17 protein-coding genes and 1 pseudogene are annotated in these 11627 nt (G+C 37.5%); 15 read left to right on the forward strand and 3 right to left on the reverse strand.

Annotated features, from left to right (window positions below; translation table 11 throughout):
* Positions 1 to 290 precede the first annotated feature (290 nt).
* The 12 genes from ND2E_RS15135 to ND2E_RS15080 all read left to right on the forward strand — a co-directional run bounded on the left by ND2E_RS15135 (position 291) and on the right by ND2E_RS15080 (position 7576).
* Positions 291 to 545 carry a hypothetical protein gene (locus ND2E_RS15135; protein ID WP_033093037.1) on the forward strand — a complete coding sequence of 85 codons (255 nt, stop codon included), beginning with the start codon at positions 291 to 293 and terminating at the stop codon, positions 543 to 545.
* A complete protein-coding gene (locus ND2E_RS15130; RefSeq protein WP_150113722.1) occupies positions 526 to 855 on the forward strand; it encodes a hypothetical protein in 330 nt (109 codons plus the stop codon). The genes ND2E_RS15135 and ND2E_RS15130 overlap by 20 nt, the downstream gene beginning before the upstream one ends.
* Positions 856 to 1035: 180 nt before the next feature.
* Positions 1036 to 1785, forward strand: coding sequence for a type 1 glutamine amidotransferase domain-containing protein (locus tag ND2E_RS15125; RefSeq protein WP_033093039.1), 750 nt, complete (start codon positions 1036 to 1038; stop codon positions 1783 to 1785).
* Between the two features lie 631 nt (positions 1786 to 2416).
* Positions 2417 to 2929 (forward strand): cytochrome b, encoded by a 513-nt coding sequence (locus ND2E_RS15115; protein WP_033093041.1) that lies wholly within the window; start codon positions 2417 to 2419, stop codon positions 2927 to 2929.
* An 83-nt stretch (positions 2930 to 3012) separates the two neighbouring features.
* Positions 3013 to 3249: a CDGSH iron-sulfur domain-containing protein gene (locus ND2E_RS15110; RefSeq protein WP_033093042.1), complete on the forward strand. Its 237-nt coding sequence runs from the start codon at positions 3013 to 3015 to the stop codon at positions 3247 to 3249.
* A 97-nt stretch (positions 3250 to 3346) separates the two neighbouring features.
* On the forward strand, positions 3347 to 3661 hold the full coding sequence (locus tag ND2E_RS15105) for a DUF4144 domain-containing protein (protein WP_033093043.1): 315 nt from the start codon (positions 3347 to 3349) through the stop codon (positions 3659 to 3661).
* 79 nt (positions 3662 to 3740) lie between these two features.
* The gene (locus ND2E_RS15100; protein WP_052056309.1) at positions 3741 to 4265 is read left to right on the forward strand and encodes a class I SAM-dependent methyltransferase; all 525 of its coding nucleotides are present in this window, start codon (positions 3741 to 3743) and stop codon (positions 4263 to 4265) included.
* A 101-nt stretch (positions 4266 to 4366) separates the two neighbouring features.
* Positions 4367 to 4720, forward strand: a complete 354-nt coding sequence (locus ND2E_RS22640; protein WP_081961990.1) for a YkgJ family cysteine cluster protein — start codon at positions 4367 to 4369, stop codon at positions 4718 to 4720.
* A gap of 81 nt (positions 4721 to 4801) precedes the next feature.
* Entirely contained in the window at positions 4802 to 5344 is a 543-nt protein-coding gene (locus ND2E_RS15095) for a DUF5655 domain-containing protein (RefSeq protein WP_033093045.1), read from the forward strand.
* Positions 5345 to 5487: 143 nt separating this feature from the next.
* Positions 5488 to 5763: a hypothetical protein gene (locus ND2E_RS15090; RefSeq protein ID WP_033093046.1), complete on the forward strand. Its 276-nt coding sequence runs from the start codon at positions 5488 to 5490 to the stop codon at positions 5761 to 5763.
* 127 nt (positions 5764 to 5890) lie between these two features.
* On the forward strand, positions 5891 to 6493 hold the full coding sequence (locus ND2E_RS15085; protein WP_033093047.1) for a flavin reductase family protein: 603 nt from the start codon (positions 5891 to 5893) through the stop codon (positions 6491 to 6493).
* Between the two features lie 213 nt (positions 6494 to 6706).
* Positions 6707 to 7576: an MYG1 family protein gene (locus ND2E_RS15080; RefSeq protein ID WP_033093048.1), complete on the forward strand. Its 870-nt coding sequence runs from the start codon at positions 6707 to 6709 to the stop codon at positions 7574 to 7576.
* A 210-nt stretch (positions 7577 to 7786) separates the two neighbouring features.
* On the opposite strand, the pseudogene ND2E_RS15075 reads toward ND2E_RS15080, so the two are convergent.
* Positions 7787 to 8206 (reverse strand): annotated as a pseudogene (locus ND2E_RS15075) (tetratricopeptide repeat protein); the annotation flags it as partial.
* Positions 8207 to 8473: 267 nt separating this feature from the next.
* Between ND2E_RS15075 and ND2E_RS15070 the strand changes: the two are divergent.
* From ND2E_RS15070 to ND2E_RS15060, 3 genes are read left to right on the forward strand one after another with little or no spacing between them, the layout of a single operon-like run.
* A complete protein-coding gene (locus ND2E_RS15070; RefSeq protein WP_033093049.1) occupies positions 8474 to 8758 on the forward strand; it encodes a hypothetical protein in 285 nt (94 codons plus the stop codon).
* Between the two features lie 53 nt (positions 8759 to 8811).
* A complete protein-coding gene (locus ND2E_RS15065) occupies positions 8812 to 9150 on the forward strand; it encodes a hypothetical protein (RefSeq protein WP_033093050.1) in 339 nt (112 codons plus the stop codon).
* Between the two features lie 10 nt (positions 9151 to 9160).
* A complete protein-coding gene (locus ND2E_RS15060) occupies positions 9161 to 9913 on the forward strand; it encodes an SDR family oxidoreductase (protein ID WP_033093051.1) in 753 nt (250 codons plus the stop codon).
* Positions 9914 to 9976: 63 nt separating this feature from the next.
* On the opposite strand, the gene ND2E_RS15055 is transcribed toward ND2E_RS15060, so the two are convergent.
* Together ND2E_RS15055 and oleD are read right to left on the reverse strand one after the other, a co-directional pair.
* Entirely contained in the window at positions 9977 to 10378 is a 402-nt protein-coding gene (locus tag ND2E_RS15055) for a thioesterase family protein (protein ID WP_033093052.1), read from the reverse strand.
* 52 nt (positions 10379 to 10430) lie between these two features.
* On the reverse strand, positions 10431 to 11603 hold the full coding sequence (oleD, locus tag ND2E_RS15050) for a 2-alkyl-3-oxoalkanoate reductase (protein ID WP_052056312.1): 1173 nt from the start codon (positions 11601 to 11603) through the stop codon (positions 10431 to 10433).
* Positions 11604 to 11627: the final 24 nt, after the last annotated feature.

Genomic DNA, 11627 nt, shown 5'->3' on the forward strand with positions numbered 1-11627 from the left:
ATGCGAAAAAAACTAAATTCCTTGACTGATGCCGATCACTCAAGTTAGATTTTACTGAGGTCTACTGGCAGACAAAAAAGTGATCGGCTTGAATGGTATTGAGCGATCGGCATCATAGTATTACGCACATTAGTTAACTTTACTGTTTTTAGTCTATTATTTTATCTATTTTCTAAGGTTTTTGGCTGGTTGTACTCTGCATCACCAAATAAAAAATAAAACATTTAGGTAGCTCGGTTCAAACATCGCTAACAAAAAATCAAACTAAAACTGTATAGGCGTTAATACCTATGTCATGTATTAAAACTCGATTTATATTTTTAACTTTAATTCTTTGTGGTTGTACTTCAAGTTCTGCGCCAAGTTATTATGAGCCAGGCTGTGGTAAAGCCGATGCATATTGCATTGCTGAAATTGTTGCTTATGTAATAGACCAACCTGAGTCTAGTAAAAAATGTTCTGCTATGGTGGGTGAACAGAAAAAATCTTGTGATACGCAAGTAAAAGCATTGAAAAAGCATATAAATGACGCAAGTAAAAAGTAAATATAACAATAATATGAACAGGACATTCATCATGGAAGAAGTTGTTACTGAAGCTGCTCGTCCCCTATTACGATTATTCTTTTACATCTTTCGAGGCATACTTTGGCTTGCTTGGGATTTATCTGTTCAAACAATTGGCTGGAGTGTTGGTTGGTGTTTCTTACGTATAATAACAGTCGGCAACTTTCCTAAACATAAGATTTCAGAGCAGAAAAACGCACCTTTAAGGCTATCATTATTAGTAGAGTTTTTGGGTATGGCCATCATTGGCTTTATAACAATGGTATTTTATCGTTTAGCTTTTCAATAGCACTTAATTCACAACAAACCTATGTGGTTCGACTAACAACCTGCTTAATCTCTTTTTAATCTAGCCAGCAATAATTTCTCCCTTAACAAAGCGTAAATTGCCTAACTTTATTTTGTATTTAAACCTTTTAGTTACTTTTTGTCTCTAAATATTGATTTTAACTATCTGAAAAGGAAGATCATGAAACTTTTAGCCACTATTTTATTCATTACCGCCTTACTTGCCATCAATGCGCTAGCAGAGCCTAGCAAGAAAGTACTAATCGTAGCATCTAACATGATAGATATGGGAGATCCTGAAAAGCATGACGCCAGAAATAATTTATGGGAGTTTGCGCCCCCTTACCACATTTTTGTTAGCCACGGCTTTGAAGTTGACTTTGTCTCACCTAAAGGTGGAGAAGTTCAGTTTATGATGGATCCTTTAGGTATCAGCAGCTACACCATCAAACATGAAGGGTTCTTAGAAAAAGCAAACAGTTCAATCTCCCCTTCTCAAATTAATCCAAATAACTATTGGGCCGTATTCATTGGCGGTGGTTATGGTGTGATGTTTGATGTTGCTGATAACCAAAAGATCCACGCTATTATCAGAAGTATATATGAAACAGGTGGTGTCATAGGTGTTGGTGGTCATGGCTCTGCAGGCATAGTCAACGTATCACTCTCTAACGGTGAGTTTTTGGTAAAAGGAAAAAAAATAGCTGGATTTCCTAACTCCACTGAAGAGTCTAAGTCGTGGGCTAAACAAGGTACGCTATTGCCTTTTCTTATCGAAAGTCAACTTAACAAGAATGGTGCTATCGCTCAGAATAAGAAAACACTTAAAGATAAACACGCAGTGGTTACCGATCAACGTATTATTTCAACAATGTTTTTGCCTTCAGCTGCACTTGTTGCAAAAGAAATGATAATCTTGAAGCAACAGTAGCAACGTTTGTTAGAAACCTCTGGTTATCGACTAACGCTTTTACATAAATTCAGCTGTTAGATATCAATATAAGTACTGATATCGACTCGTACTTCATCATTCAGTCCAAGCTAAAAGCAATACTGTAGGCGTGATAATTTACATACAAGAAACTTAACACACGGCTAAATAGGGCAACCAACAGCTAGCTGATTGCTCTTGGATTTATACCCCGTTAGAAGATGGACATTTAATCATCTTTATATCGTAAGGAATTTAAATAATTGGGCACAACAAAAGGGAATAACTATTACAAGCTATTTATCGTTTCTATTAAATATGCTCTGTATTTTATTGTTCCCCTAACGGTATTGATTTTTTGCATCGAATTAGGATTTGAACTCAATGACGGCGGCTCAATAGGTTTATTTTTCACCAAAGAGTTCATAACTACCTTCATATTCCATGAATTAATGTTTATCTTTTATTTTGGTGTATTTTTAATCGTATTTATAATACGTTTGTTACTGACTAGATTAGAAAAAAAGCAGTAAAAGAAATACGATAATTTGGCCCCAACAATAACCTGAACCTACGCCTTAGATTTTAGCAAAAATTATTAAATAATTATGTCGCATAACAAGGAGTTGCTGTGATATCGGATAAAAAATCTTATGTAATTGATAGAGTGTTGCATTGGTCATGCTCTCTTCTCATTTTATTTATGTTATTAGTTATGGGCTCTCAAATTCATAATACCGACTATAGGATTAAGGGGGCTATTGAGCATAAGCAAGATGCGATAGAGGTCCATTTCATCATGGGGGCTTTAGTATTACTGCTCATATTTTCAAGAATTGTTTGGTCAAAGTTCTTTCTAGCTGAATCTCGTAAAACAACATTTAACAGCCTAATGCACAAAAACATTGTCAACCTTGTGCATTTTTCAATGTATTTGGTTTTGTTTTCATTAATGGTATCCGGTTTTTTAATGGTGACAAACTATGAACACCCTCTTTCGATTTTAAATATTATTTCTTTCTCCCTTGGCGAAACTAGACTATTTATCTTTAACCAAGCAAATCAGATTCACCTCTATTTAGAAAGTGCTATTTATTTTTTAATCGCTTTGCATTTCACAGGTGCTTTATATAGTCGACGATAAAGTAACTCACAAAGTAATCAAAAAACTAAAAATAGTTTGCCATTGTTTAGACCTTACCTATTATTAACGTAAGGAGACTTATCATGGCTAAACCTGTACGTGCGTCTGATACACCTTTTGCAGTAGCGGTTGAAAAAGGTAAAAAATATTCTTGGTGCTCTTGTGGTAAAAGCCAGAAACAACCATTTTGTGATGGCTCTCATAAAGGCTCTGAATTCTCACCGGTGAGGTTTACGGCGACAGAGTCTACACAAGTGTATTTTTGTGGCTGTAAACAAACAGCATCACAACCCTTGTGTGATGGTAGCCACAAGTCATAACAAATAGTAATTGGTCATGTCGCATTGTATTTAACAACGGGAAAGGTTTTATTGATGAGCTGTTTTACTTCAGTATTATGTTTTTAAAGGTAACTTTATGATTACATGGCCTTGCATGCTAAAACTTGATGGCGATGATGAGCTTATTTACTTACCTTCTCAAGCAGATTTTATTGTTGAATGTCACGAGGTACTCTTAAGTGATACCGACAATGTTATAGATTCACGGGGAAATAGTTACTTAATACAAGCAACTTCACAGAACCTGAAGTTGCTCCCTACAGAGCGTGTATTCACTGTGGATGAAGTGACGAGTTTGCTAAGGGCGCATGAGTTTCAAAAGGCAACTCTTTGCCTCGCTAAGATTCACTTTGTATCGGTGTCAGATGCGATAAGATCACTCGCTTATTAATGAGGATATTATGCTGTAAGGCAGAGGAGGCAATATTAATTATTATGATGACCCCGAAAATGTCAAAAAATATATTCAAATGTGTAAAGGATATGATGGAAATAATATCTATCAACTTCTGAGTAAATCACTGCCAGTTAAGTCATCATTACTTGAATTAGGCTCTGGAGGGGGGCTAGACATTGAGTATTTAAAGAGAGTGTATTCCATAACAGGCTCAGATTTATCAGACGCCTTTTTGAACGTATGCAAAGCAAAGCATCCTGACGTGCCTTTTTTGAAACTCAATGTACAAAAACTTGAAGTAAATGAGCTATATGACTGTATCTACTCAAATAAAGTATTGCACCATTTAACAAGAGAAGAATTAAAAGCGTCACTTTTTCAACAAGCATCAATCTTAACCTCTAAAGGCCTTATAGCCCACTCATTCTGGCTCGGTGATACAGATGAAGAAATGAATGGTTTGTTATTTACTTACTATAACCCAGACGAACTTATTAGTATTATTTCTCAATCATACGACGTAGTTTCTACGTTAAGTTATCAAGAATTTGAGGAAGATGACTCACTCTTTGTGGTTGCAAGAATAAAAGAGGTTTAAAAGTAATTAACGCGTTACTTGCGTGCTTTATTGAGAGAGCCATTTCTAAAACATAAAATATACAGTAATCATTGTCACGAACAGTATGAAGTTAGGTCATAATGAAAAATAATAGCGAAATAGTCGATCGACTACGAGACCGTATTCCAACATTTAAATGTACGCCAGGTTGTCATGATTGTTGCGGACCGGTAACAACGTCTTCAGAAGAAATGTCACGTCTGCCCGTAAAAACCATTGCTGAACATGAAGCTGCATTAGATCAATATAACTGCGTGCATCTTGGACCTAATGGCTGCGAGGTATACGAGGAGCGTCCGTTGATTTGCCGCGTATTTGGAACAACCCCGAATATGCCCTGTCCCAATGGTTGTCGACCAGAAGATATGATTGACTCGAAAGTTGAACAACAGGTTCATTACTACATTAAGAATACACGACAAGTTTTGGTATAATACCAAGCCGGTGGATTTATTACTCAACTTAACGTAAATGAGTCCATTAGACAGCGGAAATATTTAAGTAAAGGTGAATGTATGGATAAAGCACTGCAAACAATGATTAATAATATGCCTGAAAAAACAGGTAAAAACCTTAAAGAATGGCTTCACATATTGCATAAAGAAAACATTGAGAAACATTCAATCGCAGTGAAGTTTTTAAAAACTGAATATGGGGTAACCCATGGATTTGCCAATACAATAGTTACCTTATCAAAAGAGCAAAATGAAACGTCTGAAGATCTTGTGGTAAACCAATATAAGGGCAAAGAGTTACTTAAGCCAATTTATAACCTATTGATTTCTACCATCGAACAATTTGGCTCTGATGTAGTTATAACCCCGAAAAAAGCCAGTGTTAGTCTTATTAGAAAAAAGCAATTTGCCTTAATAAAACCTGCTACCAAAACAAGAATTGATTTAGGCTTAAAGTTAAAAGATATCGACGTTCAAGGCCGTCTAGAAAACTCAGGTCCCTTTGGTGCTATGTGCACACATAGAATACAGCTTCATACTATTGCTGATATTGATGCAGAGGTAATTGAATGGCTATCGATGGCTTATAAAAAATCGGTATAATACGTAGTTAAACATCAGTTGAATTAGGTAAGATCAGGTTGAATAATCTTGACTACTTAACCTCACCTCAATAAATTCACCAACAATGAATCAATAGAAGCATTGCCCTTATATGGGCTTTTTATCAATCAGGAAATTTAGTTATGCAATCCATATTAGTCTTTTTAGTTTTGTTTTATTTTGTTGCCTTTGCTTATGACAAAACAATTGATAATGAGATTAAACGCGACCAATCATTGGCAGACAAGTTAACCGAATATAAATACTTTCATTCACTGCAATCTAGGCCTAAAGCACTTTCTGGCGTATTGAGTTTTAAATTTTATGGCATCTCAACGCTATTAAATGTTGTTGGCAGTACTTTTTCTTTGATGATGTATTTTGCTTTGATTATTGGACTTTATTTATTATTCCAATAAAGCGCTATGTGCAGAGTCACTTGCTCTGCACTACAGTCAAAATCTCGCCTAAAACAGAACTAAGTGAATTTTAATTGTGTCTTGATGGTCTTATGAGCACGAAATATTTTTAAATAATGGATAACCGATGAACTTTGATATGTCAGAACTCGCGGTTCAAGAAAAATATCGCTTATTAAATGGCGGTGTAACCCCAAGGCCCATAGCTTGGATAAGTACTCGCTCAAAAGCTGGCGTAGATAATCTCGCACCCTACTCGTTTTTTACGGTGGCTAGCTGTAACCCTCCTGTACTTCTCTACACACAGGTGACGCAACGAAATGGCATTGATAAGGATACCTTGCAAAATTTGCGAGAAACCGGCGAATGTGTAGTTAACATTGTTAATTCCACTTTATTAGAAAAGATGAACATCACCAGTACTAGCATTGCGATTGATGAAAGTGAGTTTGACCTAGCAAAGGTTAAGCAAAGTACAAGTTGTAAGGTCGATGCTTTTTCAGTTGCTGAATCACCGATTCGATACGAATGTACCTTAAGAAAAGTCATCTCTATCGGAGATTTACCGGCAGGCGGAAGCATTATTTTGTTAGATGTAAAATCTGTGTATGTAAGAGATGACCTTTACAGTGATGAAGGCATCAACCAAGCATTAATTGACTCTGTTGGTAAAATGGGAGGCGATGGTTATAGCCATACATCTCACTATGTGTCGTTAAACCGACCTTAGAAAACAAGTGGTAGCACATGTATTGCCATACTATGACGATTGTTTTGTTATCAAAAATCAGCTGTTTTTGTTAGCGCGCTTCGTATAGAATCCTGCTCTATAATTTTTACTCGATAAAATTATTAAAACTAAGAAATTTCAAATGGGGGAAGTTCAAACTATAACAGTTAACGAACTCCCCTTATTATCCCCTTCTAACATGATAAGTAACAAATGACCGATAAAGTAATAGCAACTCATAATGGTAGTTTTCATGCAGATGATGTTTTTAGCATCGCAGCACTTAAGAACATCTTTCCTTCTTTTAAGCTGATACGTACTCGTGATTTAGACGTTATCAGCAAAGCCGACATTGTAATAGATGTAGGGGGAGAATATGATGCTGATGCAGGCCGATTTGACCATCATCAACGTGGCGGTGCTGGTGAGCGTGAAAATGGCATTCCTTACTCTTCATTTGGTTTGATTTGGAAAAAATATGGTCTAAAAATATGCCAAAATAATCAAGAGGTTGCTGACAGTGTTGATGCTGGTTTAGTATCAACAATTGATGCTATTGATTGTGGTCATGTAGAAGGAGTTCCGCAAGGCATCAGCCTTAGTCAAACTATTTCAATGTTTAACCCAACGTGGCAAGAAGACAGTCATTTTGACACTTGTTTCGAAGAAGCCGTTGATTTTGCATCACGCGTATTAACGCGATTTATTGCTTCTGCGAGCGGTGGCATTAGCGCAAAAGACCTTGTCGCGAAAGCTATCGATGAAGCAGAAGATCCTAGAGTCATCGTACTTGAAAAGTATATTCCGTGGAAAAGAACTGTCCATGCCTTATCTGCAGAAGCATTATACATGATATACCCGTCACCTACGGGCCAATGGAGAATTCAAACGGTACCTGTTGAACCAGGTTCATTTGAAGACAGGAAGCCACTACCTATGCAGTGGGCTGGTTTATCTGATGATGCACTTAAAGAAGTTACGGGCATTGATGATGCTATGTTTTGCCATAATGGTTTATTTATCGCTGGTGCAGAGTCATTTGAAAGTACCATGAAAATGGCTGCTATCGCACTTCAAGCATAATAAAAGCATCCTATCACCGCTTTGTTTATTTTGGTTTTTAACTTCATAATTAAAACGTGATGTTATAGCTCTGCTTCAAATGAGGTAGGGCTTAACGCAACTTATAGTAAGTTAGTAAAGCCAAGCAGCTTTATAATTTAACTACTGCAAATCTTTCCACCCTTTCAATTTCTTTGTTACTTCAACAACTTCTGCTACTTCTTCAATCTCTTCATCTCCACCTAACTCTTCTAATAAGGCAGAGATTTCTGCTTTTAACTCTTTGTCCGCAATTTTATTACTATTGATTTTGGCATTTTTTAAATGTTCAATAGCACTTGCTTTATCACCTAACTCTACTTGCAATGACGCAATTGCAAAGGCGATTGATGAAAGGAAATCTTTTGAATTAATCGCTTCAGCTTTAACTAATGCTTTGCCATAAATATCAATGGCTAACTCAAGGTCCTCAGTAAAGTCAGCAAGTGTTTCCCATTGTACCGGATGGTCTTTATCCGTGTTTTCATTATCTTCACATACTTGCTTTAATTCGGCGTAACACTCATCAAAACGACTTTGATTTTTTCTATGCACTGCCTGCATTAAGTCTTTAGCCAAAGAATGTACATGTTTATATATTTTTGTATTCATGATTTGCCTTTCTTTATATTTTCATAAAATCTTATGGCGATTATAATACTTTTCCTATAACTAAACAGGTTGCTGATTAAAATATTGCCGCTAAATATCTTCTCATTTAGTGCCTTTGAAACCGAAAGGTGCCTTCTTATCCAAAAATAAGGGCGTGTAGTAATTAATTCATATAAAATGGCACAATTTGGCTAACTTCATATAACATGTGCTTTAGTCTACATCAGTAACCTCTTAATGAATCGTAATATTTTCTGAGTACCTATTATGAATTTAGATAAATCAACTAAACGTATAGCAAAGAGAGTCAAAAAAGGATTTCAAGGTTATCCACAAATATCACTGACGTATTTTGGCGAGTCAATCAATTGTGCAAGCCAAGTAGTCATAAGTTTTATCCAAGAAGAAGGCGCGCCTGTTCAAGAACAAACATTCTCCAGTAAAGGTGATGCAAGACGAGATGAAACCATACAAACAACGTTATTGAAAATTATTGAACGCGCTGAAGCAAAAACGGTAATAGAGGCCGCAGGTGTAAGTCTAAAAAGTTAATGCAACATGAGAATTATTTGCGAGGGTTTACGATGAGCAACAAAGAGAATTAGATGAAAAATTTACTTAAAGTTATTCAGTACGACATGCTAGATTTTATTGAAGGTGAAGATGAAAACGAGACGGTATATAGCGCAGAAGATGTGACTCTCTGTATCACTAGTCTGCTAGAGTTTATGTCAGTGATGGAAGCTGAAGTACAAACAATAGACAGTGCAAAAGAACATATTGAATCGCTAGTTCTGTCTCTAAACTCGTTAAATCACCAGTGTGGTGACTGTTTAATAGAAAAAGGACAAAGTGAAGATATTTGTCAGTTCATTCAACAAGTCATATCTGCTGCCAATATCGAATTTATTGGTGATGTTACAGAGCAATGGCGAGAGTGGTAATTGATATAAAATGAGCAATCTAAATGTAGCAATCATTACTGGTGCAGGTCGTGGTATTGGCGCGGCAACCGCAAGACTTTTTTCTCGTCAAGGCTATGCCGTTTGTATTAACTACAAGTCAGATGAAAAATCAGCGAAGCAACTCGCTAAATCAATTAGTGAGGATGGTGGTCAATGCATTACCGTACAAGCCGACGTCTCCTGCGAAAGCGATGTAGAGCGCCTGTTTTCTACCGTAGACAAAGCCTTGGGCACAGTCACTGTGTTAGTTAATAATGCTGGCATTTTGAAAAAACAATCTCGATTAGAAGAGATGACAGCCGAACGCATAAATTCGATACTAACGACTAACGTGACGAGCTATTTTTTATGCTGTCGTGAAGCAGTTAAACGTATGTCTACTCGCCACAGAGGGTTAGGCGGCGTTATTGTTAATGTATCTTCTGGCGCTGCTCGCTCTGGCTCACCCAACGAGTATATCGATTATGCTGCGTCAAAAGGAGCAATAGACACCTTAACTAAGGGGTTATCACTTGAGGTCGCTGCAGAAGGCATACGTGTTAACTGTGTTCGCCCAGGATTAATCTACACCGATATGCATGCCGATGGCGGCGAGCCTGAACGTATTGAACGATTAAAAGATATTATTCCATTACAAAGAGGTGGACAACCCGAAGAAGTGGCTGAGGCTATTTACTGGCTGGCGAGCGAGAAATCCTCTTTTTCTACCGGTAATTATTTAGACTTGGCTGGTGGTTTATAAATAGAATTGAGCTACTACTTATGAGTAGCTCATCTTAAACGCCCATGAATTCAACCAAGTTAATTAGCCAGCCGTTAAGGGAGCAAGAATCTCATCTGGTATAGGTTGTAAACGCTTTTGTTTATCTAGACAAACCATTTCAATATCGCCAATCACCGCTGGTTTACTTGCATTGGGTCGCCATAACTCTTGCCGCCACAACGTTTTATATTTACCCTCAAACTGGTAGCTGGTACGCACATCACAAATTTCAGCAAACTCAACGCCATCTTGAAAGGTTAAGTTGGCTTTATAGACAGCAAACCCTAGTCCCTTTTCTTGCCATAATGTTGCCAATCTATCACTGTCAATCACGTGCTCACGGGCCCGTTCAAAATACTTGAGAAAATTAGGATGATACACCACGCCAGAATGGTCAGTATCTTCATAATATATTTGAACAGGATGATGGTAAATTTTACTCATTTTAATTCCATAGGTATGCTTCAAAAAAACCACGACAAGGGCTGAAGTCTAATTAGTTACTAACTTCCAATGAAAGTTTAAGTTGTTTCATGCCTTCTTCAATTGATATCAGCGGTGTGTAGCCTAAATCTTTTTTGGCAGCACTAATATCAAAGTAGTGGCAAGTTGAGAGTTGTCTAGCTACAAAGCGTGTCATTACCGGCTCGTGCTTGATATTCAATGTTTTATAGAACCATTCCAACGTCGCACCAACAGCATACGCAACGCTAGTAGGCACTCTTTTAGTGACGGGCGGTAAATCAACACAATGCAGAATTTTATTAAGCATAGCAGCCATCGTAATAGGCTGATCATTGCTAATAAAATAGGCTTTACCACTACAAATTGCTTCAGGTCTGTTTATAACGACGGCTGCTAATATGTGCGCATATGCCGCGTTATCAACAAAAATAGTATCAACAAGCTTATCTTCGTTGCCGACAAGTTTTAACTTACCAGCTCGGGCACGTTCTAATACTCTAGGAACTAAGTGAGGATCATTTGGTCCCCAAATTAAGTGTGGACGTAGCGCTACTGTTTTTAAAACCTTCTCACTTTTCACGTTTTGAGATGGCTCTTCAGCATGGCCATGGGCTTGCCTCGGAGGGTTTGAGGCAGCTAACACCAATTGCTCTGCTAATGCTTTAGACTCACCGTAGAAATTTAAAAAGGTATGGGCATAGGATGTTGACTCATCAATGCCTGCTTCATCAACACCCGCAAATGTGACACTGGGCGTACTGGTATACACCAAGCGAGTGATCTCGAGTTCTTGACAAGCTTGAATGACATTCTTAGCTCCTTGAACATTAGGTTCAAAGTAATCTTCTTTACTACCCCAAACCCCTGCTTTCGCTGCTACATGAAAAACCAGATCGCATGTTTTCATGGCCTCTTTAAGGCGAATATAATCGGTGATATCCCCTTGCACCATCTTAACGCCCATCTGCTCAAGCTCAGGGTAATTTCCCCGTGCAAAACCTGTCACTCTGATGCCTGCTAAGCGTAATAACCGACAAATAGCTTTACCCAAAAAGCCACCAGCCCCAGTAACAAATACATGATTAGCTTGCGTGGCTAACTCATTAAGTGGTGCTTGTATAACCTCATTAAAATGGGCGATTACATCGGTACTGTTGGCTTTGCAATGCGTAGGGATAACACTACTTTGCGAATGTTCAATCATGGTAGAGCTCTAATTATGCTGTAA

Source organism: Colwellia psychrerythraea, from assembly GCF_000764225.1.
GTDB classification, from domain to species: Bacteria; Pseudomonadota; Gammaproteobacteria; order Enterobacterales; family Alteromonadaceae; genus Colwellia; species Colwellia psychrerythraea_D.

Coding starts and splice junctions, on each gene's coding strand:
- oleD (WP_052056312.1), bottom strand. CDS start 11,603: ATGATTGAACATTCGCAAAGTAGTGTTATCCCTACGCATTGCAAAGCC.
- ND2E_RS15065 (WP_033093050.1), top strand. CDS start 8,812: ATGAAAAATTTACTTAAAGTTATTCAGTACGACATGCTAGATTTTATT.
- ND2E_RS15080 (WP_033093048.1), top strand. CDS start 6,707: ATGACCGATAAAGTAATAGCAACTCATAATGGTAGTTTTCATGCAGAT.
- ND2E_RS15090 (WP_033093046.1), top strand. CDS start 5,488: ATGCAATCCATATTAGTCTTTTTAGTTTTGTTTTATTTTGTTGCCTTT.
- ND2E_RS15070 (WP_033093049.1), top strand. CDS start 8,474: ATGAATTTAGATAAATCAACTAAACGTATAGCAAAGAGAGTCAAAAAA.
- ND2E_RS15085 (WP_033093047.1), top strand. CDS start 5,891: ATGAACTTTGATATGTCAGAACTCGCGGTTCAAGAAAAATATCGCTTA.
- ND2E_RS15060 (WP_033093051.1), top strand. CDS start 9,161: ATGAGCAATCTAAATGTAGCAATCATTACTGGTGCAGGTCGTGGTATT.
- ND2E_RS15100 (WP_052056309.1), top strand. CDS start 3,741: ATGTGTAAAGGATATGATGGAAATAATATCTATCAACTTCTGAGTAAA.
- ND2E_RS15110 (WP_033093042.1), top strand. CDS start 3,013: ATGGCTAAACCTGTACGTGCGTCTGATACACCTTTTGCAGTAGCGGTT.
- ND2E_RS15055 (WP_033093052.1), bottom strand. CDS start 10,378: ATGAGTAAAATTTACCATCATCCTGTTCAAATATATTATGAAGATACT.
- ND2E_RS15105 (WP_033093043.1), top strand. CDS start 3,347: ATGATTACATGGCCTTGCATGCTAAAACTTGATGGCGATGATGAGCTT.
- ND2E_RS15095 (WP_033093045.1), top strand. CDS start 4,802: ATGGATAAAGCACTGCAAACAATGATTAATAATATGCCTGAAAAAACA.
- ND2E_RS15125 (WP_033093039.1), top strand. CDS start 1,036: ATGAAACTTTTAGCCACTATTTTATTCATTACCGCCTTACTTGCCATC.
- ND2E_RS15135 (WP_033093037.1), top strand. CDS start 291: ATGTCATGTATTAAAACTCGATTTATATTTTTAACTTTAATTCTTTGT.
- ND2E_RS22640 (WP_081961990.1), top strand. CDS start 4,367: ATGAAAAATAATAGCGAAATAGTCGATCGACTACGAGACCGTATTCCA.
- ND2E_RS15130 (WP_150113722.1), top strand. CDS start 526: ATGACGCAAGTAAAAAGTAAATATAACAATAATATGAACAGGACATTC.